At 58.2% G+C, this 22,253-nt stretch carries 19 protein-coding genes; 7 read left to right on the top strand and 12 right to left on the bottom strand.

Annotated features, from left to right (window positions below; genetic code table 11):
• The 6 genes from ACQZ63_RS06870 to ACQZ63_RS06845 all read right to left on the bottom strand — a co-directional run bounded on the left by ACQZ63_RS06870 (position 1) and on the right by ACQZ63_RS06845 (position 6,145).
• The gene (locus ACQZ63_RS06870; protein WP_113555458.1) at positions 1-798 is read right to left on the bottom strand and encodes an ABC transporter ATP-binding protein; all 798 of its coding nucleotides are present in this window, start codon (positions 796-798) and stop codon (positions 1-3) included.
• A 13-nt stretch (positions 799-811) separates the two neighbouring features.
• Complete coding sequence (gene ntrB / locus ACQZ63_RS06865) at positions 812-1,705, bottom strand: nitrate ABC transporter permease (RefSeq protein ID WP_003511597.1); 894 nt, start codon at positions 1,703-1,705, stop codon at positions 812-814.
• 112 nt (positions 1,706-1,817) lie between these two features.
• Positions 1,818-3,110, bottom strand: a complete 1,293-nt coding sequence (locus ACQZ63_RS06860) for a CmpA/NrtA family ABC transporter substrate-binding protein (RefSeq protein WP_113555459.1) — start codon at positions 3,108-3,110, stop codon at positions 1,818-1,820.
• Between the two features lie 377 nt (positions 3,111-3,487).
• Positions 3,488-4,765: a CmpA/NrtA family ABC transporter substrate-binding protein gene (locus ACQZ63_RS06855; protein WP_113555460.1), complete on the bottom strand. Its 1,278-nt coding sequence runs from the start codon at positions 4,763-4,765 to the stop codon at positions 3,488-3,490.
• Between the two features lie 36 nt (positions 4,766-4,801).
• Entirely contained in the window at positions 4,802-5,389 is a 588-nt protein-coding gene (locus tag ACQZ63_RS06850; RefSeq protein WP_003511609.1) for an ANTAR domain-containing response regulator, read from the bottom strand.
• 102 nt (positions 5,390-5,491) lie between these two features.
• Positions 5,492-6,145, bottom strand: a complete 654-nt coding sequence (locus ACQZ63_RS06845; protein WP_003511611.1) for a GntR family transcriptional regulator — start codon at positions 6,143-6,145, stop codon at positions 5,492-5,494.
• 263 nt (positions 6,146-6,408) lie between these two features.
• Here ACQZ63_RS06845 and ACQZ63_RS06840 point away from each other — a divergent pair, with 263 nt between their 5' ends.
• From ACQZ63_RS06840 to amyA, 6 genes are all read left to right on the top strand, one after another.
• The gene (locus ACQZ63_RS06840) at positions 6,409-7,650 is read left to right on the top strand and encodes an NRAMP family divalent metal transporter (RefSeq protein ID WP_003511614.1); all 1,242 of its coding nucleotides are present in this window, start codon (positions 6,409-6,411) and stop codon (positions 7,648-7,650) included.
• A 122-nt stretch (positions 7,651-7,772) separates the two neighbouring features.
• Positions 7,773-8,540, top strand: a complete 768-nt coding sequence (locus ACQZ63_RS06835) for a 5-oxoprolinase subunit PxpA (protein ID WP_113555461.1) — start codon at positions 7,773-7,775, stop codon at positions 8,538-8,540.
• Between the two features lie 11 nt (positions 8,541-8,551).
• Positions 8,552-9,361 (top strand): putative hydro-lyase, encoded by an 810-nt coding sequence (locus ACQZ63_RS06830; RefSeq protein ID WP_003511619.1) that lies wholly within the window; start codon positions 8,552-8,554, stop codon positions 9,359-9,361.
• A gap of 7 nt (positions 9,362-9,368) precedes the next feature.
• On the top strand, positions 9,369-10,967 hold the full coding sequence (locus ACQZ63_RS06825; protein WP_113555462.1) for a 5-oxoprolinase/urea amidolyase family protein: 1,599 nt from the start codon (positions 9,369-9,371) through the stop codon (positions 10,965-10,967).
• 11 nt (positions 10,968-10,978) lie between these two features.
• The gene (locus ACQZ63_RS06820; protein ID WP_065662392.1) at positions 10,979-12,709 is read left to right on the top strand and encodes an acetyl/propionyl/methylcrotonyl-CoA carboxylase subunit alpha; all 1,731 of its coding nucleotides are present in this window, start codon (positions 10,979-10,981) and stop codon (positions 12,707-12,709) included.
• A 132-nt stretch (positions 12,710-12,841) separates the two neighbouring features.
• On the top strand, positions 12,842-14,329 hold the full coding sequence (gene amyA / locus ACQZ63_RS06815; RefSeq protein WP_113555463.1) for an alpha-amylase: 1,488 nt from the start codon (positions 12,842-12,844) through the stop codon (positions 14,327-14,329).
• A 38-nt stretch (positions 14,330-14,367) separates the two neighbouring features.
• Here the strand turns inward: amyA and soxR are convergent, their stop codons facing one another.
• Together soxR and ACQZ63_RS06805 are read right to left on the bottom strand one after the other, a co-directional pair.
• Positions 14,368-14,823, bottom strand: a complete 456-nt coding sequence (gene soxR / locus ACQZ63_RS06810) for a redox-sensitive transcriptional activator SoxR (protein WP_013761951.1) — start codon at positions 14,821-14,823, stop codon at positions 14,368-14,370.
• A 154-nt stretch (positions 14,824-14,977) separates the two neighbouring features.
• Positions 14,978-17,083 (bottom strand): TonB-dependent receptor plug domain-containing protein, encoded by a 2,106-nt coding sequence (locus tag ACQZ63_RS06805; protein ID WP_035199795.1) that lies wholly within the window; start codon positions 17,081-17,083, stop codon positions 14,978-14,980.
• Positions 17,084-17,230: 147 nt separating this feature from the next.
• Here ACQZ63_RS06805 and ACQZ63_RS06800 point away from each other — a divergent pair, with 147 nt between their 5' ends.
• A complete protein-coding gene (locus tag ACQZ63_RS06800; RefSeq protein ID WP_035199798.1) occupies positions 17,231-18,700 on the top strand; it encodes a glycosyl transferase family protein in 1,470 nt (489 codons plus the stop codon).
• Here ACQZ63_RS06800 and ACQZ63_RS06795 read toward each other — a convergent pair.
• The 4 genes from ACQZ63_RS06795 to repC all read right to left on the bottom strand — a co-directional run bounded on the left by ACQZ63_RS06795 (position 18,697) and on the right by repC (position 22,164).
• Positions 18,697-19,896, bottom strand: coding sequence for a low temperature requirement protein A (locus tag ACQZ63_RS06795; RefSeq protein ID WP_035199801.1), 1,200 nt, complete (start codon positions 19,894-19,896; stop codon positions 18,697-18,699). The two genes, ACQZ63_RS06800 and ACQZ63_RS06795, sit on opposite strands and share 4 nt — an antisense overlap.
• A gap of 38 nt (positions 19,897-19,934) precedes the next feature.
• Entirely contained in the window at positions 19,935-20,207 is a 273-nt protein-coding gene (locus ACQZ63_RS06790; protein ID WP_025595298.1) for a hypothetical protein, read from the bottom strand.
• Between the two features lie 66 nt (positions 20,208-20,273).
• Positions 20,274-20,486: a hypothetical protein gene (locus tag ACQZ63_RS06785; RefSeq protein ID WP_113472810.1), complete on the bottom strand. Its 213-nt coding sequence runs from the start codon at positions 20,484-20,486 to the stop codon at positions 20,274-20,276.
• A gap of 400 nt (positions 20,487-20,886) precedes the next feature.
• Positions 20,887-22,164, bottom strand: coding sequence for a plasmid replication protein RepC (repC, locus tag ACQZ63_RS06780; RefSeq protein ID WP_112200820.1), 1,278 nt, complete (start codon positions 22,162-22,164; stop codon positions 20,887-20,889).
• Between the last annotated feature and the right edge of the window lie 89 nt (positions 22,165-22,253).

Here is a 22,253-nt window from a genome sequence, read left to right as displayed (position 1 = left end):
TTACTCCGCAGCTTCGACGAAGCGGTGACGTTCGTAAAGGAACTTCAGCACGGCCTCGCGGCATTTGAGGTAGGTCTTGTCGGATGCAAGCTCGATGCGGTTGCGCGGGCGCGGCAGCGGCACGTCAAGCACTTCGCCGATATGGGCGGCGGGACCGTTGGTCATCATCACGATACGGTCGGACAGCAGCACCGCCTCATCCACATCGTGGGTGATCATGACCATGGTGTTGCCAAGCCGGGCGTGGATTTCCATCACGGCGTCCTGAAGGTGGGCGCGCGTCAGCGCATCCAGTGCGCCGAAAGGCTCGTCCAGCAGCAGGATTTTCGGCTCCATGGCGAGCGCCCGGGCAATGCCGACGCGCTGTTTCATGCCGCCGGAAATTTCAGACGGTTTCTTGTCCTTGGCATGGGCCATCTGCACGAGATCCAGATTGCGCATGACCCAGTCGTGGCGTTCCGCTTTGGTCTTGGTACTGCTGAAGACTTTCGCGACGGCCAAGTTGACGTTTTCATAAACCGAAAGCCAGGGGAGCAGGCTGTGGTTCTGGAAGACGACGGCGCGTTCCGGGCCAGGTTCGTTGACCTCGCGGTTTTCCAGAAGCACGACGCCTGCTGAGACTTTGGTCAGCCCGGCGATGAGGTTGAGCATGGTGGACTTGCCGCAGCCGGAATGCCCGATGACCGAGACGAATTCGCCCTTGCCGATGGTCAGGTTGATGCCTGTCAGCACCTCGGCGCGCGAACCGCCCTTGTCGAAATATTTGTCGATATGATCGAGTTTCAGATAAGCGTTCATGATGGTCGCCCTTTTAGTTGGCCGCAGCGCCGCGGGTGATGACCTTGCCGAGCGCCGCTACCAGCTTGTCGAGCATGAAGCCGACAACGCCGATGTAAGCGAGTGCCACGATGATGTCGGGCAGGCGCGAGGAGTTCCACGCATCCCAGATGAAGAAGCCGATACCGACGCCGCCGGTCAGCATTTCCGCCGCCACGATGGCGAGCCAGGAGAGGCCGATGCCTATGCGCAGGCCGGTGAAGATGTAGGGGGCGGCCGACGGCAGCATGATCTTGAAGAAGAATTCGATCTGGTTGAGCCGCAGCACCTTCGCAACGTTGCGATAATCCTGCGGAATGTTGCGCACGCCGACCGCCGTATTGATGATGACGGGCCAGATGGAGGTGATGAAGATCACGAAAATGGCCGACGGATTGCTGTCCTGAAAGGCGGCAAGTGAAAGCGGCAGCCAGGCGAGCGGCGGCACGGTGCGCAGGACCTGAAAAATCGGGTCTAGGCCGCGCATGGCCCAGACCGACTGGCCGATGACCGCACCGAGAATGATGCCGGCGATAGCCGCAAGGCCGAAACCGTATGCCACACGCTCCAGCGAGACCAGCACGCGCAAGCCGAGGCCGATATCCTGCGAACCATTATGGAAGAACGGCGATACGATGAGATCGTAGCTTTCCTCGAATACCTGGCTTGGCGGCGGCAGGGACGAGCCGGGGGCGGAACAGAGCATTTGCCAGACGCCCAGCAGAACGGCGAGGACGACAAATGGCGGTATGATATTGCGGGCCGCCGCAGCACCCAGTTTACGCAGATTGAACCGCGAGGGATGTTTGGGCGGAAGGGTCACGACGTTTGCCTTTTGTACCACCGGTTGCTGCGGCTGTTCCTTGAAATTTCGAGCCAATGCGGACATAGCGTTTCCTTTGGATTTCGGTTGCGGTCAGGGTCTCGCCCCTCATCCGGCCTTTGGTGTCCATCATTAAATGGCAACCCGGCAGAGGAGGGGCGACACCCGTGTCTCCTCCTCAGGAGGCTGCCTTGATGGAAAGACTTTCGAGATAGGCCGACGGGTTTTCCGGGTCGAAGACCTTGCCGTCGAAGAAGGTTTCCTTGCCGCGCGACGTGGAGGCGGGAATATCGGCAACACCGAGATCCTTTGCAGCGTCGCGCCAGATGTCCTCGCGGTTGACCTTGGCAACCAGCGCCTTCACGTCCGTATCGGGTGCAAATTTACCCCAGCGGATGTTTTCCGTGATGAACCAGCTGTCGTGGCTGCGGAAGGGATAGGACGCGTGATCCTGCCAGAACTTCATCTGCAGACCGGTATTTTCCAGCACGCGGCCGTTGCCGTAATTGATATTGCCCTTGAGGCGGCCAAGAACGTCCTTCGGTGGCACGTTGAACCATTGGCGCTTGCCGAGGATCGTGGACATCTCCTCCTTGTTCGCCATCTCATCGCACCATTGCTGGGCCTCCATCACGGCCATCAGCAATGCCTTGGTGGCGTTGGGGTTCTTTTCCACCCAGTCGGCGCGCATGCCGAGCGCCTTCTCGGGATGCCCTTTCCAGAGTTCCCCGGTGGTACAGGCAGTGAAGCCGATGCCCTGATTGACGAGTTGCTCGTTCCAGGGTTCGCCCACACAGAAGACGTCCATATTGCCGACCTTCATGTTGGCGACCATCTGCGGCGGCGGAACGACGATGGTGGAGACGTCCTTGTCCGGGTCGATGCCGCCGGCGGCCAGCCAATAGCGGATCCACAGATCATGCGTGCCGCCGGGAAATGTCATGGCAGCCTTGATTTCCTTGCCTTCTGCCTTCTTCTTCTCGAAAGCTGCCTTCAGCTTGGACGCGTCGAGCTGAACGCCGGTTTCAGCATATTCCTTGGCGACGGAAATACCCTGGCTGTCGAGGTTGAGGCGGGCGATAAGCGCCATCGGCACAGGCACGTTGTTCTGCGTCACCTTGCCGGTATGCATGAGATAGGGCATCGGGGTCAGGATATGCGCGCCATCAATGCCGTTCGATGCGCCGCCGAGCACGAGATTGTCACGTGTCGCACCCCAGGATGCCTGTTTGAGAACCTCGACATCCGGCATGCCATGCTTGGCGAACAGTCCCTTTTCCGCCGCGATGATAAGCGGGGCGGCGTCGGTCAGCGCGATGAAGCCGATTTTCGCGCCCTTCACTTCCGGCTCAGCCGTGGCTGCGAAAGCGCCTGACGGAAAAGCGGTGCGCACGGCGGTAACAAGGGCTGCGGCGGCTGTCGTCCTCAGTATGGTGCGGCGGCTGACATCGCCCGAGAATATCTTTTTCATTCGCATCTTCCCCTTATTGGACCACCGCATGGATGGCGCGTTCGCTTGCGAAAAAACCTGAAAATAAAAAAACGCCGCTCGGTGTTTGCGCCTTCGGAACGGTAAATGTTCCGGGCAGCAAAACCTTGCGACGTCTATGTCTGTGAAAGCGCTTATGCCGCGCCCTGCTCGCCCCGATCGCCGTTGACCAGTGCAAAGACGAAGACGCAAGAGGCGTGCCAGTTTTACTTGTGGAAGCTATCGCCTTGGAAAAAAAACGGAATTTCCGAGATTGAATCGGACGATTAAATTTTAATCAGTAGGAATTTTGTCTATGGTTTGCGCAAATGGATAAATTCTGCGCTTGAAATTTGCGCAGCTTGCCCGGCCGACGGCTGTCAGGCCTCGCCTTGGGAGATGGAAAACGGGGCAGAACTGCGCACGGAAAAGCCATTCACATATCCAGCAATGTCTGCGGGATCGAAAACAAAACCGTCCACGAACCGGTCACCCGCCTCCTGCCCTTCGACTCGAATATCGGCATCATCGGGCGCATTGGCATCGCCCAGTGCCGCCCGATAAATATCTGGACGGTAAGCGGACAGGGTGGCCTCCACACCACCTTGCGAAAACTCCGTCTGCCCCCAGCGGATCATCTGGCTGTAAATCCACAGTGCCTGGCTCTGGCGCGGATAATTGGCATGGCCGCCGTGGAAGAGGAAATATTTGTCGATGACCCGGCGGTTGCCCTGGCTGTCGATGTTGAATTCACCGGCAAGCACATGGCGGATGATGCTTTGCGGCGCACCGATATAACGCGGATCGGCAAGTGTCCTGCTCAGATCATCGTGATTTTCCGCAAGGTCGCACCAACGCGCGGCGGCATCGAGCGCCATCAGCAGCCGGCTGACCGTTTCCTGCTGGCTTTCGGCCCATTCAGGCCGCATCCCGATCACTTTTTCCGGCGCAGACGGCCACAAATCCTGCTTGGCAGCGACGATCCTGCCCACACCGCGCTCGGCGGCAACGATGTTCCACGGCGCACCGACACAGAAACCATCGATGGCGCCCGCCGCCAATGCATCCGACGTCAATGGCGGTGGTACGACCACCAGTTTGACGTCGTGATCGGGATGAATGCCACCAGCGGCGAGCCAATAGCGAAATTCGTAATTGTGCGAGGAAAACGGGTAGGTCATGCCGAGCGTCGGTGTAGCTTCGCCCCGCGCTCGCATGTCATCCAGCACCTGCTTTAAGGCCTTCGCATTTTCCAGCGCCCCCGCCGTTTCGGAAAGCCCCGTCAACGCCCTCACCCGGGCAAAAAGCCGCGTCGAAAGCGTTATCGCATTGCCGCCGCGCCCAAGTGAAAACGGCGTGATCGTCGGCGAAGGGTTCGAGCCGAGTCCGAGCATGGAGGCAACGGGCATCGGCGACAGCATATGGGCAATGTCGAATTGCCGGAATGCCAGCCGGTCGCGCACATTCGCCCAGGAAACATCCTTGACGAGATCGAGCGTCAGGCCTTCGCGCTCGGCAAAGCCGAATTCCGCCGCAGCAATGAGGACGGACGCATCGACAAGAGGAATAAAACCTGCCCGCAGGATTTTTTGCCGGTCGCTGCCAACAATTGCCGGCGCGCCCGCTTTTGAACCGGCCGTTTTTTCCTGTGCCGCCATATCATACACTCCTCGACTGTCCTGCCGGCGGGTTCGTTACATCAACAGACCGGCCGCGGTGACCACGCTTTGCGCGATCTCGGATATTTTCTTTTTCTCGTTCATCGCCGTTTGCCGCAGAAGCGCAAAAGCCTCCTCTTCGGACAGGCCACGCATTTTCATCAAAATGCCTTTGGCGCGCTCGATGACCTTGCGCTCCTCAAGCGCCGATTTTGCTTCGGCAAGTTCCTGTCGCAGACGGCTGAAAGCGTTGAAGCGGCTGACCGCCATATCGAGGATGGGTTTGACGCGTTCTTTCTTCAGCCCGTCAACGACATAGGCGGAAACACCGGCCTCAACGGCCGCCTCGATGGACGCGGTATCGGAGCGGTCGACAAACATGGCGATCGGCCGGCCGACCGTGCGTGTCAACTGAAACAGATGCTCCATCATGTCGCGGTTGGGATTCTCAAGATCGATGAAGATGACATCGGGCTGCAGCGTCTCGATGGTCCGAGCCACGCCGTGCACCTCATGGATGAGCGTCACGCGATTATACCCGGCTTCGCGCAGCCCCTCCTCGATGATCGAGGCGCGGATCGCGTTTTCGTCTATAACGAGAATGGTGAGGTCGCGAAGCGTCATGTCGGCATTGATGACGCACCGCAACAAACTTGGCAATCAGGCGCCGATATAAAAATGGAGCGGACGTGAAAGGGACGTTTTCAACCCGCTCCGCCTGATTTCTCAGGACGCCCGTTCGAGCGCCTTCAAAACCGTCCGCTCGGAAAGATTGAGATAGATTTCCATCTCGTCACCGGCCTCAGCCGCCTTGCCCTCTTCCATCAGCGACAGGATCTTGCTGTTCATGTCCACAAAGGGGGAATGTAGCTGCTCCGGGTCTTTCAGCAGGCCGAAACAAAGCCTGAGCTCAGCGGCGATTCGCTCGTAAAAATCGCTGAGACGAGCGCTGTCGAGAAGGTCGACCACGGCGGCGTGAAACTTCATGTTGGCGCTGCCCACGCCTAACCAGTCTGCCTGGTCGCGCTTTATCCTGGCATCATCGACCGCCGTGCGCATTGTCCGGATGGCCGGGTGCTTGTGCCAGGCCTGACGCAGCGCCCCGCATTCCACCATGCGCCGCACCCTGTAAATATCAATCACCGAAGCCAGGGTGGGAACGGCGACAAAAACGCCGCGATTGGCCTCGTGACGCAGCAGACCATCCTTGGTCAGGAGACGAAAGGCTTCACGCAGCGAATTGCGGGAGACCTCGAAACGTTCGCTGAAGGCTGCTTCCGAAAGACGCTGGCCCGGCATCAGTTCACCGGAGATCAGCAGGGTGCGAATACCCTTTGCCAATCGATCCGCAAGCGGCAGACCCTCTATCGTTTCCGTCATGGCGCTTTCCTTAAGAGCAATGCAACGTTGGGAATTCCGTGACAGGCATGTTCGGACACGGCATGATTGCCCATAGCACAAAGCTTCAGCAAAGCGCCAAAAAAACGTGATGAATTCATACTCATAACGTCCAACAAATAGACAAAATAAAAGAACGATTATCATTTATTGTTGAACAATATTGACAATCTCACGGAACAAGACAAGATCGGTGGCATAAAGCATCCGCGAGGGGCGGATTGCGACAGGAGCGGAGAAAATCCATGGAGCAGAAAAAGCTCACCCCGACTGCCGATCTCAAAATGTCAAAACGTGCATCTCTTCTGGGAGCAATCTTCCTGATGGCAACATCTGCCATCGGTCCCGGCTTCATCACGCAGACGGCGACATTCACCATGCAGCTTGGTGCCGCATTCGCCTTCGGCATTCTTGCTTCCATCCTCATAGACTTCGTCGTTCAGCTCAACATCTGGCGCATCGTAACGCTGACGCGCATGCGTGCGTCCGACATCGCCAATGCTGCCATTCCGGGCTCCGGCTATCTTCTCGCCATTCTCGTCATCATCGGCGGCCTTTTCTTTAATATCGGCAATATTGGCGGCACAGGCCTCGGCCTGAACGCCATCTTCGGGCTCGATCCGAAAATCGGCGGCGCCATCAGCGCAATCTTTTCCATCGCCATCTTCGTTTCCAAACGGGCTGGCCTCGCCGTCGACCGGTTCATCATTTTCGCCGGTATCCTGATGATCGTGCTGACGCTCTACGTTGCATTCGTATCCGCGCCGCCGGTCGGTGATGCCTTCCGCCAGACCTTCCTGCCGGACACAATCAATTTCGCGACCATCACCACCATCGTCGGCGGCACCGTTGGCGGCTACATCACCTATTCCGGCGCGCACCGCCTGCTGGACCGGGGAATGGTCGGCATTGAAAACCTGCCCGCCGTCAACCGCGCCGCTCTGACCGGCATCGCTGTCACCGGCATCATGCGTTACGTGCTGTTCCTCGCCATTCTCGGCGTTGTCGCCAGCGGCGTCGTCATCGATACATCGGGCCAGGCCGCCAATCCCGCCGCACAGGCTTTCCGGTCGGCCGCGGGCGATCTCGGCTTCCGCCTATTCGGCATCATCTTCTGGGCTGCGGCCATCACAAGCGTCATCGGCGCGGCGTATACCTCCGTCTCGTTCCTGCCCGTGTTCAAGCAGGATATGACGGAACGCGCCCGCAACATGGCGACGGTCATCTTCATCGCTGTCTCGCTCGTCTGCTACCTGCTCATCACGACGCCGCCCGCCGCCATGCTGGTCTTCGTTGGCGGCCTGAACGGTCTTATCCTGCCCATCGGCCTCAGCATCTTCCTGTTTGCCGCATGGAAGCGCGAAGACCTGATGGGCGGCCACCGCTACTCGCGCATTCTGCTCGGGCTTGGCGTTCTGACATGCGCATTGACGTGGTACATGGGCTACAAGTCCGCCGGCACCATTTTCGGCCTGCTCGGCCTGTAAAAACTACAGCGTTTCCGCATTTCGGAGAAAACCGGAAACGCTCTATATATTTGTTATTACGCATTTTCCCGACGCAAAACCGCTACGCATTTTTGCTGGAAATGCTCTAAAGGGAGGCAAACATGGCCGCTATCGATCTCAACAGCGATCTTGGCGAAAGTTACGGCGCGTGGCGCATGGGAGATGACGAGGCGATGCTTGCCATCGTTTCCAGCGCCAATATCGCCTGCGGATTTCACGCAGGTGACCCGGCCGGGATTTACCGCACCGTTAAGGCCGCTGCCGAAAAAGGCGTGGTCGTCGGCGCCCATGTTTCCTACCCGGACCGCGTCGGCTTTGGCCGCCGCGATCTGGATGCGACCTCCGAAGAGCTGATCGCCGATGTCATCTACCAGATCGGTGCACTGAAGGGTGTCGCCGCCGCTGCCGGAACCACGGTGCGTTACGTGAAGCCGCATGGCGCGCTTTACAACCGCATCGCCAATGACGCGAAACAGGGACAAGCGGTCATCGACGGTATAAAGGCCGTCGATACCTCGCTGGTGCTGATGGGCCTTGCCAATGCGCCCATCCTCGATCTCGCCCGCAAGGCAGGCCTTGCCGTCGTCGGGGAAGCCTTCGCTGACCGCGCCTATACGCCAGAAGGCCAACTCGTCTCGCGCCGCGAGGCGGGCGCCGTACTGCACGACGCTGCCAAAATCGCCGACCGGATGGTGCAACTTGCCCGCGAAGGAACACTCGAAGCCATCGACGGCAGCAGCATCAAGATCGAAGCACAATCCATCTGCGTGCATGGCGACAGCCCCGGCGCGGTGGCGATCGCCCAGGAAATCCGCCGCCGTTTCGAAGCCGAGGGCATCGAAATCCGCTCTTTTGCATCCATTCTCTAAAAGGGCGACCAATGACGATACCCTTATCCTTTCTGAGCCACACCAATGCGGATGCCGCCCGGACGGCCCGCGCCGATTATCGTGGCGGCCTCGTTGCACCGACCTCCGGCATCGCTCCCGGTTTCACGCAGGCCAACATGATCGTGCTGCCGCGCGACTGGGCCTTCGATTTCCTGCTTTATGCGCAGCGTAATCCCAAGCCCTGCCCGGTGCTCGATGTTTCAGATCCCGGCTCACCAACCACGCTTCTTGCCCCCGGTGCCGATCTCAGGACCGACCTACCGCTTTACCGTATCTGGCGGGACGGCAAACTTGCCGAGGAAACGGCGGATGCGACCGCCGCATGGGCAGAGCGTGACGATCTCGTCGCTTTCCTGATCGGTTGCAGCTTTACCTTTGAAACGCCGATGGTCGAAGCGGGTATCGAAATCCGTCACATGACCGACAAAAGCAACGTTCCGATGTATCTGACCAACCGCCCCTGCCGGCCGGCCGGCCGATTTAAGGGCAACATGGTCGTTTCCATGCGACCGATCCCGGCTTCGCGCGTGGCCGATGCCGCGACAATTTCAGGACGTTTTCCGGCGGTTCACGGTGCGCCCGTGCATGTCGGCGCGCCGGAAGAAATCGGCATATCGGATCTCGCGAAGCCGGATTTCGGTGATGCGGTGCGGATCGAACCCGGCGAGGTTCCAGTTTTCTGGGCCTGCGGCGTGACGCCTCAGGCTGCAGTCATGGCGTCCGGCGTGCCGTTCGCGATTACCCATGCGCCCGGGCACATGTTCATCACCGACATTCCCGATTCTGCCTATCACGCGTGAGGATATGATGCGTTTTCTCCCCGTCAGCCTCACCACCATTCTCGTCGAACTTGCCGATCTCGATGAAACGCTGGCGCTGTTCGCCTCGCTTCAGAACGATCCGATTGAGGGCATCGACGAAACGGTTCCGGCTGCCCGCACCCTGATGATCCGTTTCCGCCCCGAAAAGATTGGCGCAGAGGCGCTGGTTGCACGGCTTTCCAGCCGCGATCTCTCCGCAAAAATCGCGCCCTCGGACAATCTGGTGGAAATCCCCGTCCATTATAACGGCGAAGATCTGGCCGACGTTGCCGAACTGACCGGCATGAGCATCGAAGAAGTCATCCGCCGCCATACCGAAAGCGAATTCACCGTGGCCTTCTGCGGTTTCGCGCCCGGCTTCGGTTATCTGGTTGGCGGCGATACGGCTCTTCACGTGCCGCGCCGGCAAAGCCCGCGTACCCGCATTCCGGCGGGTTCGGTGGCGCTGGCTGGCGCCTTCAGCGGCGTCTATCCGCAAAACAGCCCCGGCGGCTGGCAGATCATCGGCACCACACCGGTGAAGATGTGGGATATAGACCGTGATCCCGGCGCGCTTTTCCAGCCGGGTTATCGCGTGCGTTTCTTCGATATGGACAAGGCCGGAAGAACGGTTGATGTTCCCACCTCAGCGCCGCGCACCGCCCGCCCTGAGATGACAAGAGAAGGCCCGCATTTCGAGGTGCTCGCGGCCCCCATGCCCGCCATTTTTCAGAATCTCGGCCGCTTCGGCCAAACCGGACAGGGCGTCTCCGCCTCCGGCGCACTGGATCGTGGCGCGTTTAACGCCGCCAACCGTATCGTCGGCAATCCCGTTAACTCGCCGTGTCTCGAGCTGACGCTCGGCGGCTTTTCCTTCAAAAGCACGAGCCGCGCCGTCATCGGCATTGCGGGCGCGCCCTGCCCCATCACCGTCAAGACCGCAGATCGCAGTTTCACCGCACAACCCCATGTTCCCGTGTCTCTCGAACCCGGCGATATCGTAACCTTGGGTCAGCCGCCGAAGGGCATGCGCTGTTATCTTGCTGTGCGTGGCGGGTTCGATGTCGAGCCCGTGCTGGGCAGCTATGCGACGGATACGCTCGCCGTAGTCGGTCCAGAAAGCGTGACTGCGGGCACTACTCTGCCGCTGAAGGGCGAAAAGACAGGACTTTCCAGCGTGTCTGTCGACGAGGCTCCGGCCTTCGATCCGCCGGCAACCGGCGATATTGTGATGCTCGACGTGGTTCTTGGACCGCGTACCGACTGGTTCACGCAAAAGGGCCTCGATACGCTGACCGGCCAGCTCTGGCAGGTCACGCCGCAATCGAACCGCGTCGGCATCCGCCTTGCCGGCGAAGTGCCGATGGAGCGCAGGGACAGTGCCGAATTGCCGAGCGAAGGCACGGCCACCGGAGCAATCCAGATTCCCCATAGCGGTCAGCCCGTTCTCTTCCTTGCCGACCACCCGTTGACCGGCGGCTATCCCGTCATCGGCGCGGTCGCGGAATACCATCTCGATCTTGCGGGGCAAATCCCCGTCAATGCCAAAATCAAGTTCCGCCCGATCGGCCCTTTTGCCGAAATCGCGGCGGCTAAAAGTCTGTAGGGAGAATAGCGATGAAAAAAGTGCTGATTGCCAATCGCGGCGAGATCGCGGTGCGGATCATCCGCGCATGCCGTGATTACGGCCTGCAATCGGTTGCCGTTTATGCCGATCCCGATCAGGATGCGCTATTCGTTCGGTTGGCGGATGAGGCCTATGCGCTGGAAGGCGTCCGCCCCGCCGAAACCTATCTCGATATCGCCAAGCTGATCGCGATTGCCAAACGCGCCGGCGCGGATGCCGTGCATCCCGGTTACGGCTTTTTGTCCGAACGCGCCGAATTTGCGCAGGCGGTTATCGATGCCGGCCTTAGCTGGATCGGCCCCGACCCACATGTCATTGAAGCGCTGGGCGATAAAGTGGAAGCGCGGCGCATCGCCACCAGCGTCGGCGCGCCGCTGGTCGCCGGCAGTGACGGCCCCGTCTCTACCGCCGCCGAAGTCACCGCTTTTGCCGAAGAATACGGCCTGCCCGTCGCCATCAAGGCGGCGCATGGCGGTGGTGGGCGCGGCCTGAAGGTCGCATGGAAGATGGAAGAGATCGCCGATCTCTACGAATCCGCCGTTCGCGAAGCGACCGCCGCTTTCGGTCGCGGCGAGTGCTTTCTCGAACGCTTCCTCGACCGGCCCCGCCATATCGAGGCGCAGGTTTTGGCCGACAAGCACGGCAATGTGCTGGTGCTGGGCACCCGCGATTGCTCGCTGCAACGTCGGAACCAGAAGCTGATAGAGGAGGCTCCGGCCCCGTTCCTGTCTGCCGAACAGCGACAAAAAATCCACGACGCGGCAAAGGCGATCTGTGCCGCCGCGGGCTATTCCGGTGCCGGCACCGTCGAATTCCTGCTCGGCGTTGATGGCACGATTTCTTTCCTGGAGGTCAATACGCGCCTGCAGGTGGAACATCCCGTTACCGAGGAAACCACCGGTATCGATCTCGTCATCGAGCAGTTCCGCATCGCCGAGGGCCACACCCTGCGGGTGGTTGAAACGCCGGAACCGCGCGGCCACTCTATGGAATTCCGCATCAATGCCGAAGATCCCGGCCGAGGATTCCTGCCAACACCCGGCACGATCTCGATTTTCGATGCTCCTTCCGGCCCCGGCATCCGTATGGATAGCGGCGTCGTCAGCGGCTCCAGCGTGCCTGGCGTATTCGACTCGCTGATGGCGAAGCTCATCGTTACGGGTACCGACCGCGATCAGGTTCTGCGCCGCGCGCGCCGCGCGCTGAAAGAATTCCGTATCGAAGGCATTGCCACGGTTCTGCCGTTCCATCGCGCCGCAATCGAGACGGACGACTTCATCGGCACCGACGGTTTCAAGGTTCATACCCGCTGGATCGAGACCGATTTCGCCGCCATGCCTGACGCCATGGAACGTCCTGCACCGGCTGAAGACCCTTCCATCACGCGCACCTTTCTGGAAATCGACGGCAAGCGTGTTTCTGTCGGCCTGCCGAACCTGCTGCTCTCCGGCCTCGGCGCTGTCAGCGGCGGCAATGCCGCTGCCCCCGGCGCGTCGGTCAAGGAGAAGGAAGGTGAAATTATCGCTCCCGTTTCCGGCACCTTGCAATCGTTCAAGGTGACCGATGGCGAAACTGTTTCCAAAGGCGATCTTCTGGCCGTCATGGAAGCCATGAAAATGGAAACGCAAATCGTGGCGACGAAGGCCGGCAAGGTCCGCCTGATCGTCAAGGAAGGCGACTATCTTCAGGCGGGCGCGGCACTTCTCGAAATTGCGGAATAACGCATAGACCAGGCCACCGGACCCATCAGGGAAGGTGGTCCCCTCACAATCGAAGTTTGGTCAATACGGTGGCGGAACCCTTTCGCCGCCGGGCCGTTTATGGCGCGACCTGCTAACCATCATGAGGGAAATATGGCCGGACGCACCTTGCTTCAATTCTTCCATTGGTACTATCCGGACGGAGGGAAATTATGGAGCGAGGTGGCCGAAAAGGCGGAAAGCCTTGCCCGAATGGGTATTACCGACGTCTGGCTACCGCCGGCCTACAAGGGTTCTGCGGGCGGTTTTTCGGTAGGTTACGATACCTATGATCTCTTCGACCTTGGCGAATTCGACCAGAAGGGAACAGTCGCGACCAAATACGGTGATCGCGCTGCCCTCGAACAGGCTGGTCGGACGCTGAAGGAAAACGGCATCCGCGTCATTCACGACGTGGTTCTTAATCACAAGATGGGCGCGGATGAACGGGAGAAGGTGCGGGTTCGCCGCGTCAATCCCGATGACCGCACCGAGATAGAGGACGAGGATTTCGAGGCGCACGCCTATACGCGCTTCACCTTTCCCGGCCGAAACGGCACGCATTCCAAATTCATCTGGGACCTGAAGTGCTTCAGCGGCGTCGACCACATCGAAGAGCCTGATGAGGACGGCATTTTCCGTCTCGTCAACGAATATGGCGACGGCGAATGGAATGAGGAGGTCGACGAGGAAAACGGCAACTTCGATTATCTCATGGGCGCGGATGTCGAATTCCGAAACAGGGCTGTCTATGAGGAACTGAAATATTGGGGCCGGTGGCTTGCCGAACAGGTGCAGGTGGATGGTTTCCGTCTGGATGCGGCCAAACATATTCCGGCATGGTTCTTCCGCGACTGGGTAGGCCATATGCGCGACACGATTAATCCCGACCTCTTCGTTGTGGCGGAATACTGGCACCCCGATATAGACGCGCTGAAAAGCTATCTCGATCTGGTCGACAAGCAGCTGATGCTCTTCGATGTCGCCCTTCACCACCGCTTCCATGACGCTTCCAAGCAGGGCGGCGATTTCGACATGCGCACTATCTTCGATGGTTCGCTGCTTTCCGCTGTTCCAGATCACGCCGTCACCCTTGTCGACAACCACGACACGCAGCCGCTTCAATCTCTGGAAGCGCCGGTAGAACCCTGGTTCAAGCCTCTGGCCTATGCGATCATTCTGCTGCGCGAAGACGGTGTGCCTTGCGTCTTTTATCCCGATCTTTTCGGTACGACGTATACAGACACCGGCAATGACGGCAACGACCATGAGATCGTCATGCCGGCTATCGAATGCCTTCCGAAGCTTATCGAGGCACGCAGCCGCTTTTCCAACGGTGCCCAGACGGATATTTTCGACGATCCGAGCTGCATTGCGTTTATTCGCCACGGTACCGCCGATGAGCCGGGCTGCGTTGTGGTGATGTCGAACGGCGAGGCGGCGGAAAAACAGATAGATCTCGGCCCTGAGCAGGCGGGAGCTGTATGGCGCGATTTCCTTGGTCACCGTCACGAACAGATCACCCTTGACGAGCATGGTAAGGGTCTGTTTTCCACCAATGGCGGCAGCGTCAGTGTCTGGGTTCCGGCCGACGTCGAGTAGGAACAATTGCTTTTAAAGCGGCTAGCCGGAAACCTTGCTCATTTGACGGATACGAGACGGCGCGGGCCCGCGCCGGCATCGGCCAGAACATCGTTCGGATTGCGTAAGGGACAATCATCAAGTGAGAGGCAACCGCAACCGATACAGCCGGTAAGCTGGTCGCGCAGCATAATCAGGTTGTTGATACGAAGCTGCAGCATTTCCCGCCAGGACTGCGAGAACACGCGCCAGTCAGCCGTTGTCGCCACCCTGTCCTGCGGCAAATCCGCCAAGGCGTCCCTGATGATGCTGAGCTGGATACCTGCTCGCTGCGCAATGCGGATAATGGCAATGCGCCGCAGGACGGCGCGATGATAACGACGCTGGTTCCCGCTGGTGCGCCAGCCTTCGATCAATCCCTTCGCCTCGTAAAAATGGATGGTGGAAACGGCGACGCCACTACGACGCGCAACCTCCCCAACCGTCAGGCTGTGTTTAAAGATGGTATTTTCCATGCCGGCTCCGTTTTCTGAACGGCCTCCGCTCTGAAAACCGCGGAAACACACTAGAGAGCAGCCGGTATAATTCCTCAACCATAGTTGAGGTCAATAGGATGGATGGCAAAAAGAGGCGCCAATCGGGCGCCTCTGAATTCTTAAATATCGCGGATCAGAATTTGGCGGTCATGCTGATCCAGAAGCGGCGGCCTTCCATGACCGTGTTGAAATCGTCAGCGCCGACTTCCTTGTCGAATACATTGTAAACCGCCGCGTTGAGATCGACATTTTCGGCCACCGCATATTTCGCCCCGATGTCGAGGGTGGTGTAAGCGTCATATTTACGCCCGGCCTTGCCGTTGATCGTAACCGGTTTGCCGTTCGTACCGATGCGCGGACCCGCATTGATTTCCGATCCGTGATAATTCACCGAGGCCCAGGCTTCCAGCCCGTCCACCGGGGTGACCCATTCGCCTCTCAGATTGGCCATGTGCTCCGGCGTCCGCGCCAGCGGAAAACCCTCGTAATCGCCCGTCTTCTGTTCGGAATGCGTATAGGTATAGTTGCCGCGCAATGTCAGTTCCGGCGTCGCATACCATGCTGCCGTCAGTTCTATGCCCTGAATGACCGCGTCGTCGATATTGTAATTGTACCAGAGGCGATAATTGCTATCTTCGCTCCAGCGGGCAGGCGTACCATCCGGATTGAGCACGAGCGCGTTAGAAATCTTGTCCTTGAAATCTGTGTAGAAATAAGTGGCACCGAGGGCAACATCACCATTGTCCCAGAGTGCTGCCAATTCATAACTCGTGCTTTTTTCCGCCTCCAGACCCGGATCGCCGATGATCACGCCGCAGGTACCGTTCGAGGCATAGGTGCACCCACCGCCGCCAGTCGTATAGGCGTAACCCGGTGCGATCTGGCGGATTTCCGGTGCGCGGAAACCTGTTGAAATGCCGCCCTTGATCGTAAGATCGTCGGTTGCGCTCCAGACGCCGTAAAGGCGCGGGCTGAAATGATTGCCATATTTTTCATGGTTATCCAGACGAAGGCCGCCCGTCAGCGCAAAGCTATCGACGATGCGCCATTCATCCTCGACGAAGAGCGCCCATTGCGTCGCCGAGAAAGTTTCGTCGCGACCGGTACGGCGTCCCGGATTCTGGTCCTTCAGCTGTGCCTCGAAATATTGACCGCCGGTGACGAGCGTATGGTTGCCGAACAGTTCGAACGGCGTGGTGAACTTGCCGTCGAGAACGCTATTGCGAACCTCCGGCGAGCGCGGATTTTCAGTGACGCGTCCCGTGCGAAAGTTTCTGGTGAAGTTGGTGCGCTCGGCCCATTCCTGCTGGAAGGAGAATTCAGACGTGGTCGGTCCCCACCGGCCGGTATGCGACAATGACCAATGGTCGCGCGTATTGGTGTTGTAGGTGCCGTCTGCATTGGCTGCCAGCGTCTCGCCGGACTTGGCATCGCGGCGCAACCGTGCTTTGCCAGCCTCGAGATAGATGTCGTGATCCTCATTCGGCGTGAAGGTCAAACGTCCATTGAAATCATATTCCTTCGCGCCCGTCGTACCATTCAATATGCGGTCTTCGCCGCGCGTGAAGCCCCTGCCCCAGATCTGCAGCCCCAGCCGGTCCTTCAGGATCGGCCCATTGGCATACCAGGACACCTGACCGCTATTACCGAATTTTGAATGTTGCTGAACCGTACCCTCGCTGGTGACGGAGCCAGACCAGACATCGCCAACCTTGCGGGTGATGATGTTGATGACGCCGCCCATGGCATCGGAACCGTAAAGAGAGGACATCGGGCCGCGCACGACCTCGATGCGTTCGATCGCCGAAACCGGCGGCACGAAACTCTGTTCGAAGCCGGAATTACCATTGGTACGGGCATCGCGCGTGCTCTGCCTCTTACCGTCAACTAGGATCAACGTGTAAGCGCCGGGCAATCCGCGAATGAAAATATCCTTCTCATTGGCAATGCCGGTGACAGACACGCCCTGAACTTCGCGCAAGGCGTCTGTCAGATCGCGGTAAGACCCCTTTTCCAGATCTTCTCGCGTCACGACCGTGATGCTGGCCGGAGCATCCTTTACATTCTGCTCGAAGCCGGACGCGGTCACCACGATCTGCTGAAGAACGGTGGTTCCGTCGGTCGCCTGCTGCGCGACAGCAGGCAAGGCAACGCTGAGCGCCGTTCCCGCCATGGCGACGGAAATGCCAGCCTTTATTATCGTCGCGGCTATATCCTGCCCGCGGTACTTCAATTCCATGTTACGCCCCCGCATTTAACTTGAGAATTTACCCCCACTTATTTAGGAGGGAGGTCTGGCGCAACGCGTTTGTTTTCGAACAGTTCTAAATTCCAGAAATTGCAAAAAGGCCCCCTCTAATCGGGGGCGGGGTAAAAAAACAGCAAGATGACAACCGGCAAGAGAAAAGAAGAACCAGCTTCCCCGACAAAGCCCGACAGGCTTGGTCAGCTGAAACTACTTGTCGCGTTCGATGCGTTGTTGCGGGAAGGAAGCGTCAGCCGCGCAGCGGCAGGCATGGGACTGCCGACATCATCGATGAGCCGGATACTACAGCAGCTGCGCGAGAAATACGGCGACCAGCTGTTCTTACGCACCGGCCAGGGTTTGCGACCCACCCCCTTTGCCGAGACCATGCGGCTGCGCATTCGTTCGCTGGCGGCGGAGGCGGAAAACCTGATCGATTATTCACAGGAAAAAGCGGCAGCTCCCACCGCCGCCAATGTTAGCGGCTGGGAACGGCCGGTGCTGATGAAGGCGCCGCCTCTTTCGCTGCGCCCCAGCGTTCTTCTGGAAGGTCAGCCGACACCGGAAAATATAGCGGACCGCCTTGCTCGCATCGGCCACAATGCCGATCCGCAGCACAGGCTCGCCAAATATATAGCGACCTCGGCGATGGGCATCGGCAACAGCCGCCCGCTCAGCCAGCAAGAGGCGATGGACGCGCTTTCGATCATTCTCGAAGGCGATGCAGATCCCATACAGATAGGAGCGCTGCTTGCGACCATGCAATATCGCGGTGTGACCGCGGCAGAGCTTGCCGGTTTTATCGAAGCCATGTGGGGCCATATAAAAAGAGACCAGCAAGCGCCCGCATCGGTCGATCTCGACTGGCCGGCCTATATGTCGCCCAAACATCGCGATGCACCCTGGTTCCTGCATTCCGCGCGTCTCGTTTCCATGGCGGGATATAGCGTCTTGTTACACGGCCATGTGGGCCAGGGAGAAAATGGCGGTAAGCTCGAACTCGCCGCTGAAGCCTGCGGCATACCGCTCTGCCATTCACTTTCGCAGGCGGCCAAGGCCACGGCTTCGCAAGGGATCGCCTATCTGCCGATCGGTGGACTATCGTTACAGTTTCAGAGCCTACTTGGCCTGCACGGCATTCTGGAAATGCGCCTGCCGCTCAATACGGTCGTGCATCTTCTCAATCCGCTTCGCGCCAGAAGCACCATTATCGGCGTCGCCCGCCCCTCCTATCAGGAGCTTCATCGCGATACGGCGCGGCTGCTTTCCGTCGAGAGCCTTGCCATTCTCGGCAATACGCGGGATTTCGCGCAATTTACTCCATTCCGCAGCACCCGGATCTTCGGTCTTTCCAAGGGCGAAGATGTCGAGTTCGTCATTCCCGCCCGCGAAACGCCACCGGCCGAAATGCCGACCATGTTCACCACCTTCGAATATTGGCGCGCCGTCTGGACGGGGGCGGCCAGAGACGAGAGAGCGGAAACCATCATCGTCTCCACCGCTGCCATTGCCCTGATGCTGGTCAATGATATGGTTCTGCCTTTCGAAGAGGCCTATGCCCGCAGCCTGCGGCTGTGGAACGACAGGGCACGCGATTTCGCCACTGCTTAGGCGTTGGTGACTGATTTTTTCAGCGCCAGATATTCCCACAGCGCCACCAGCAGCAAAATCCCCGTGCTTGCCAGTTGCAGCGCAAAAAGCGGCACGCCCGGCACCGGCAGAAGCAGGCAGAGCGCCGCTACTCCGGCAAAATGCGAGATCGGCCGCTGATAGGTGGCAGCAATCTTGACGCCGATATTACCGGCTAGAAACAGGATCGGGCCGCCAAGAATGGCGAGTGACTCCCTCATCGTCGTCCCTTCATGGGCATGGGACAGGCTGAAATCCTCTCCAACTGCCGTAAGGATGATGCCGGCCACGATAGGCAAATGTCCGTAGTTGAAAAGATTCTGGGCAATCTTCGCTTTCTCGTCGGCATGTTCGGCCTTTCTGGAGGCCTCTTCCTGCCCGTGATGGAAATAGATCCACCACATTGTGACGGTGCTGACGAAGGCCGAACAAAAGACGATGAATGTGAGGCCAGAATTCATATATTCCGTGGCCGTGCGGCCGGTGGTTAGGATCGTTTCCCCGAGACAGATGATGACGAAAAGCGCACAGCGCTCCGCAAGATGCTCGCCGGAGAGATGCAGCTTGTCCGCATCGCTTGCTTTCAATCCCGGGACGACATAACGACAAGCGGGTCCGGCATATTCTATCGCGAGCGCTATACCCCACAGGAGGATTCGATCCGTCAGATCGACAAGCCCACCAGCCATCCAGAACAGGCTCGATACGACTAGCCAGATCGTCACGCGCACAAAAACCAGAAAAGACTGCCTGTCCTCTCCCTTAAAGGCATAAAGTGCAAACAGGCTCCGTCCCACCTGCATGGCACTGTAGATAAGGGCAAACACGAAACCCTGTTCCGCAAAAGCCTCCGGCAGCGCGATGGCCAAAAGAACCCCGCCGAACATCAGGACGAAAAGCAGAATCCGGACAGGCTCCTTTTCGGTATTCAGCAGGTTGGTGATCCAGGTGGTGTGTATCCACAACCACCAAAGTGACAATATCAGTATGCCCGCCTCAAGCGCCGCTGTCGGTCCGAAGTCCTTTGCTAGCGCATGGGAAAGCTGAATGAGCGCGAAAACGAAAACCAGATCGAAGAACAGTTCAGGAAAGGTCGCCTTTTCTGCTTCGTGCCCGTCCTGTTTGATCCAGGTTTGCGCATCCGGTTTCTGCCCGGACGTTTCGCTTTCGGTTCCCATTCTGCCCCTGTTCGTCAATATGAATTATTGCGATCGCGTTAGCGTTGCGCTTCATCCGAAGAATTAACATTCGAGTCCCGGCCGGGAAACTGCAGCGCCCGCGCATTGTCGGGGTAAAAACGCGGTCCTACCAGACGCACTGTCTTGCCGGAGACATCGGTAATATAATTCGATGCGGTCGCCCCAGGCGAGAATTCGGCGCTACGGGTCTTGGTCGGTTCCAATATGCTGACCTCTAATGGCTGAGCAAATATCGGGTGGCTCGTCGCGGAGATGACAATTGTCGCGATAAAGAGGGACTTGGAGAACATCGGCACATCCTGTCACAATTGACTGCGCCATAAACAGCCTTCGCCCGGTTTGGTTCCAGCCGTCTTTCAGCTGTCCTCGTCCAGATATGTGCGATATTGCACATAGTCCGAACTTGGTTGCCCGTCGATAATTTCCGGCGGCCGCCCCTCACCTCCGGTCAAATAACCGGCTTCTTCAAGTCCCGCCTTCAAGAGCTTTTCGATGGCGGTATGTCGAGGCAAGGCAATGTCTGCCATGTAAACAGCGACAGCCAGCTCGATATCGTCTGGAAAAACCATAGGCTCACCGCCCCCCTTCCAACATAGATAGGGAAACGCACGATCTTAAGGAAGGTTCAGTTCCAACATCGTGCCATATCGAAATCTCGGCATTACCCCGGTCTAGTCAGGCAAGAAACGCATAAAAATCGCGCTTTTCCTGCCCGTATCATCGCACTACCGCTAAAAGATACCCGGACTCAACCGATTGAAACCAATCATGGAATAACTCAAACGAAAGTCAATCAAGGCTTAACTTTCATTACTTTGCATTAACCATAGGGACCCCTGCCAGCACAGTCTGTTCGTAAACACTGGCAGCCTCACAGCGAATCTTCGGAGTCTTGCAGAAACAGCGTCAATGTAGCTGCAGACTGGGAATTCGGCAAGCCGACGCCATTTTCTGTCCGTCCTCAAGAGCTCATACGGCCATGCTTCTCTCTATCCCGTCAGTTCGACCCCGCAGTTGCGCCAGAAGCATGGCCTGAAGATCAAACCCGCCCTCATGGGCCTTACGGGTGAGATTGCGCAGATATCCGCCCAGCGAGCTGATCTGGTCCGCCTTTTGCAGCAGGCAGGCAAGAATCGCCGCTGTTCCCTGTCGACCGAAAGTGGTGAGGGCGTCCTGGTAGGCCGACTGGCTAACGTTGAACATGGTTTTGATGACTGATGTCGCCACTTCCAGATCACGCCATCCAGTCACTGCTCCTCCGGGTGCATAGAGGGAAATATCCGGGCAAGCCTTCACAACCAAAACAATATCAGGAACAAAAAATTGCTTATGAAGAACAGGCTTTGGCTGTTGCGATGACGGCTTTGCACTGACGGGTACGGCGTATTCTGGCTGTACGACTGTCGTGTCGGCAGGTGCGACGATTACCGGTTCACGCAAATTTTGCGGTTTAGATATAGATTCGGATTCTGAATTCTTTATGAGGCGCTCATTTTGGCAGTCATTGCCGCCCGATTTCTCCGAATTTTCAATATTTTCCAGATAGTTGGTCACTTCTGCACGCAGGGAGACCAAAAATCCGGCGATTTCCTTGAGTTCGACAGGCTTTGAATTACGGCCGAGAGACCGGGCAATGGCATTGTAGCGCGCCTGGAATCCTTCTGACGTTACGACTTCACCGCTGGCGGCTATCATTTCGCAAAGCTTATGGATATCGCGGCGGCACAGGCTGATGTTTTCACGAAGCCGCTGAAGGTCGAGCCGCTCGCGAACGATGCGTTCGGCGAGTTCCTCGATTTCCGATTTGCGGGCGAGAAGCGGTGCCAGCGAAAAACCATAGGCTTCGCTGATTTCCCCGCCCCTGTGCTTACGGGCGTAGCGTTTTCCGTTTGGACTATCCTTGCGGATGATGAGACCGGCCTCGACGAGAGCCGAGAGATGGCGGCGCAATGTCTGTTCTGCCATTCCATGTGCTCGCAATGACAATTGCGTATTCGACGGAAAGACGACCAATCCGGCTTCGCTGGAGAGTTCATTTTTCGGATAAAAACTCAGAAGGGCGTTCAAGACCGCGAGAGAACGATCGGTCACGCCGAGCAATGGTCTGGCTTCACAGACCGAACGGTAGAGTTTCCATTTATCGACCGCCTCGGTCTTTTTGTTTTTCTGCGCGGCAAACTGAGTTGCGAGGACGCCAAACGACATCGCTCGCCGCCCAAAGGGCGTCGTTACACATGTGCTGTCCATGTCTTTCACCTTTCACAAGGCAAAAGAAAATCGCTCACCGAAAAATTCGATGCCAAGACTCTTGACTATGATTCGCGGAAATGAGATTC

The sequence above is a fragment of the Agrobacterium sp. CG160-95 genome, assembly GCF_053521725.1.
The sequence above is the reverse complement of the archived record's forward strand: the minus strand, read 5'-3'. Positions and strand labels throughout refer to the sequence as shown.

Coding starts and splice junctions, on each gene's coding strand:
- ACQZ63_RS06870 (WP_113555458.1), bottom strand. CDS start 798: ATGAACGCTTATCTGAAACTCGATCATATCGACAAATATTTCGACAAG.
- ntrB (WP_003511597.1), bottom strand. CDS start 1,705: ATGTCCGCATTGGCTCGAAATTTCAAGGAACAGCCGCAGCAACCGGTG.
- ACQZ63_RS06860 (WP_113555459.1), bottom strand. CDS start 3,110: ATGAAAAAGATATTCTCGGGCGATGTCAGCCGCCGCACCATACTGAGG.
- ACQZ63_RS06855 (WP_113555460.1), bottom strand. CDS start 4,765: ATGGCGGCACAGGAAAAAACGGCCGGTTCAAAAGCGGGCGCGCCGGCA.
- ACQZ63_RS06850 (WP_003511609.1), bottom strand. CDS start 5,389: ATGACGCTTCGCGACCTCACCATTCTCGTTATAGACGAAAACGCGATC.
- ACQZ63_RS06845 (WP_003511611.1), bottom strand. CDS start 6,145: ATGACGGAAACGATAGAGGGTCTGCCGCTTGCGGATCGATTGGCAAAG.
- ACQZ63_RS06840 (WP_003511614.1), top strand. CDS start 6,409: ATGGAGCAGAAAAAGCTCACCCCGACTGCCGATCTCAAAATGTCAAAA.
- ACQZ63_RS06835 (WP_113555461.1), top strand. CDS start 7,773: ATGGCCGCTATCGATCTCAACAGCGATCTTGGCGAAAGTTACGGCGCG.
- ACQZ63_RS06830 (WP_003511619.1), top strand. CDS start 8,552: ATGACGATACCCTTATCCTTTCTGAGCCACACCAATGCGGATGCCGCC.
- ACQZ63_RS06825 (WP_113555462.1), top strand. CDS start 9,369: ATGCGTTTTCTCCCCGTCAGCCTCACCACCATTCTCGTCGAACTTGCC.
- ACQZ63_RS06820 (WP_065662392.1), top strand. CDS start 10,979: ATGAAAAAAGTGCTGATTGCCAATCGCGGCGAGATCGCGGTGCGGATC.
- amyA (WP_113555463.1), top strand. CDS start 12,842: ATGGCCGGACGCACCTTGCTTCAATTCTTCCATTGGTACTATCCGGAC.
- soxR (WP_013761951.1), bottom strand. CDS start 14,823: ATGGAAAATACCATCTTTAAACACAGCCTGACGGTTGGGGAGGTTGCG.
- ACQZ63_RS06805 (WP_035199795.1), bottom strand. CDS start 17,083: ATGGAATTGAAGTACCGCGGGCAGGATATAGCCGCGACGATAATAAAG.
- ACQZ63_RS06800 (WP_035199798.1), top strand. CDS start 17,231: ATGACAACCGGCAAGAGAAAAGAAGAACCAGCTTCCCCGACAAAGCCC.
- ACQZ63_RS06795 (WP_035199801.1), bottom strand. CDS start 19,896: ATGGGAACCGAAAGCGAAACGTCCGGGCAGAAACCGGATGCGCAAACC.
- ACQZ63_RS06790 (WP_025595298.1), bottom strand. CDS start 20,207: ATGTTCTCCAAGTCCCTCTTTATCGCGACAATTGTCATCTCCGCGACG.
- ACQZ63_RS06785 (WP_113472810.1), bottom strand. CDS start 20,486: ATGGTTTTTCCAGACGATATCGAGCTGGCTGTCGCTGTTTACATGGCA.
- repC (WP_112200820.1), bottom strand. CDS start 22,164: ATGGACAGCACATGTGTAACGACGCCCTTTGGGCGGCGAGCGATGTCG.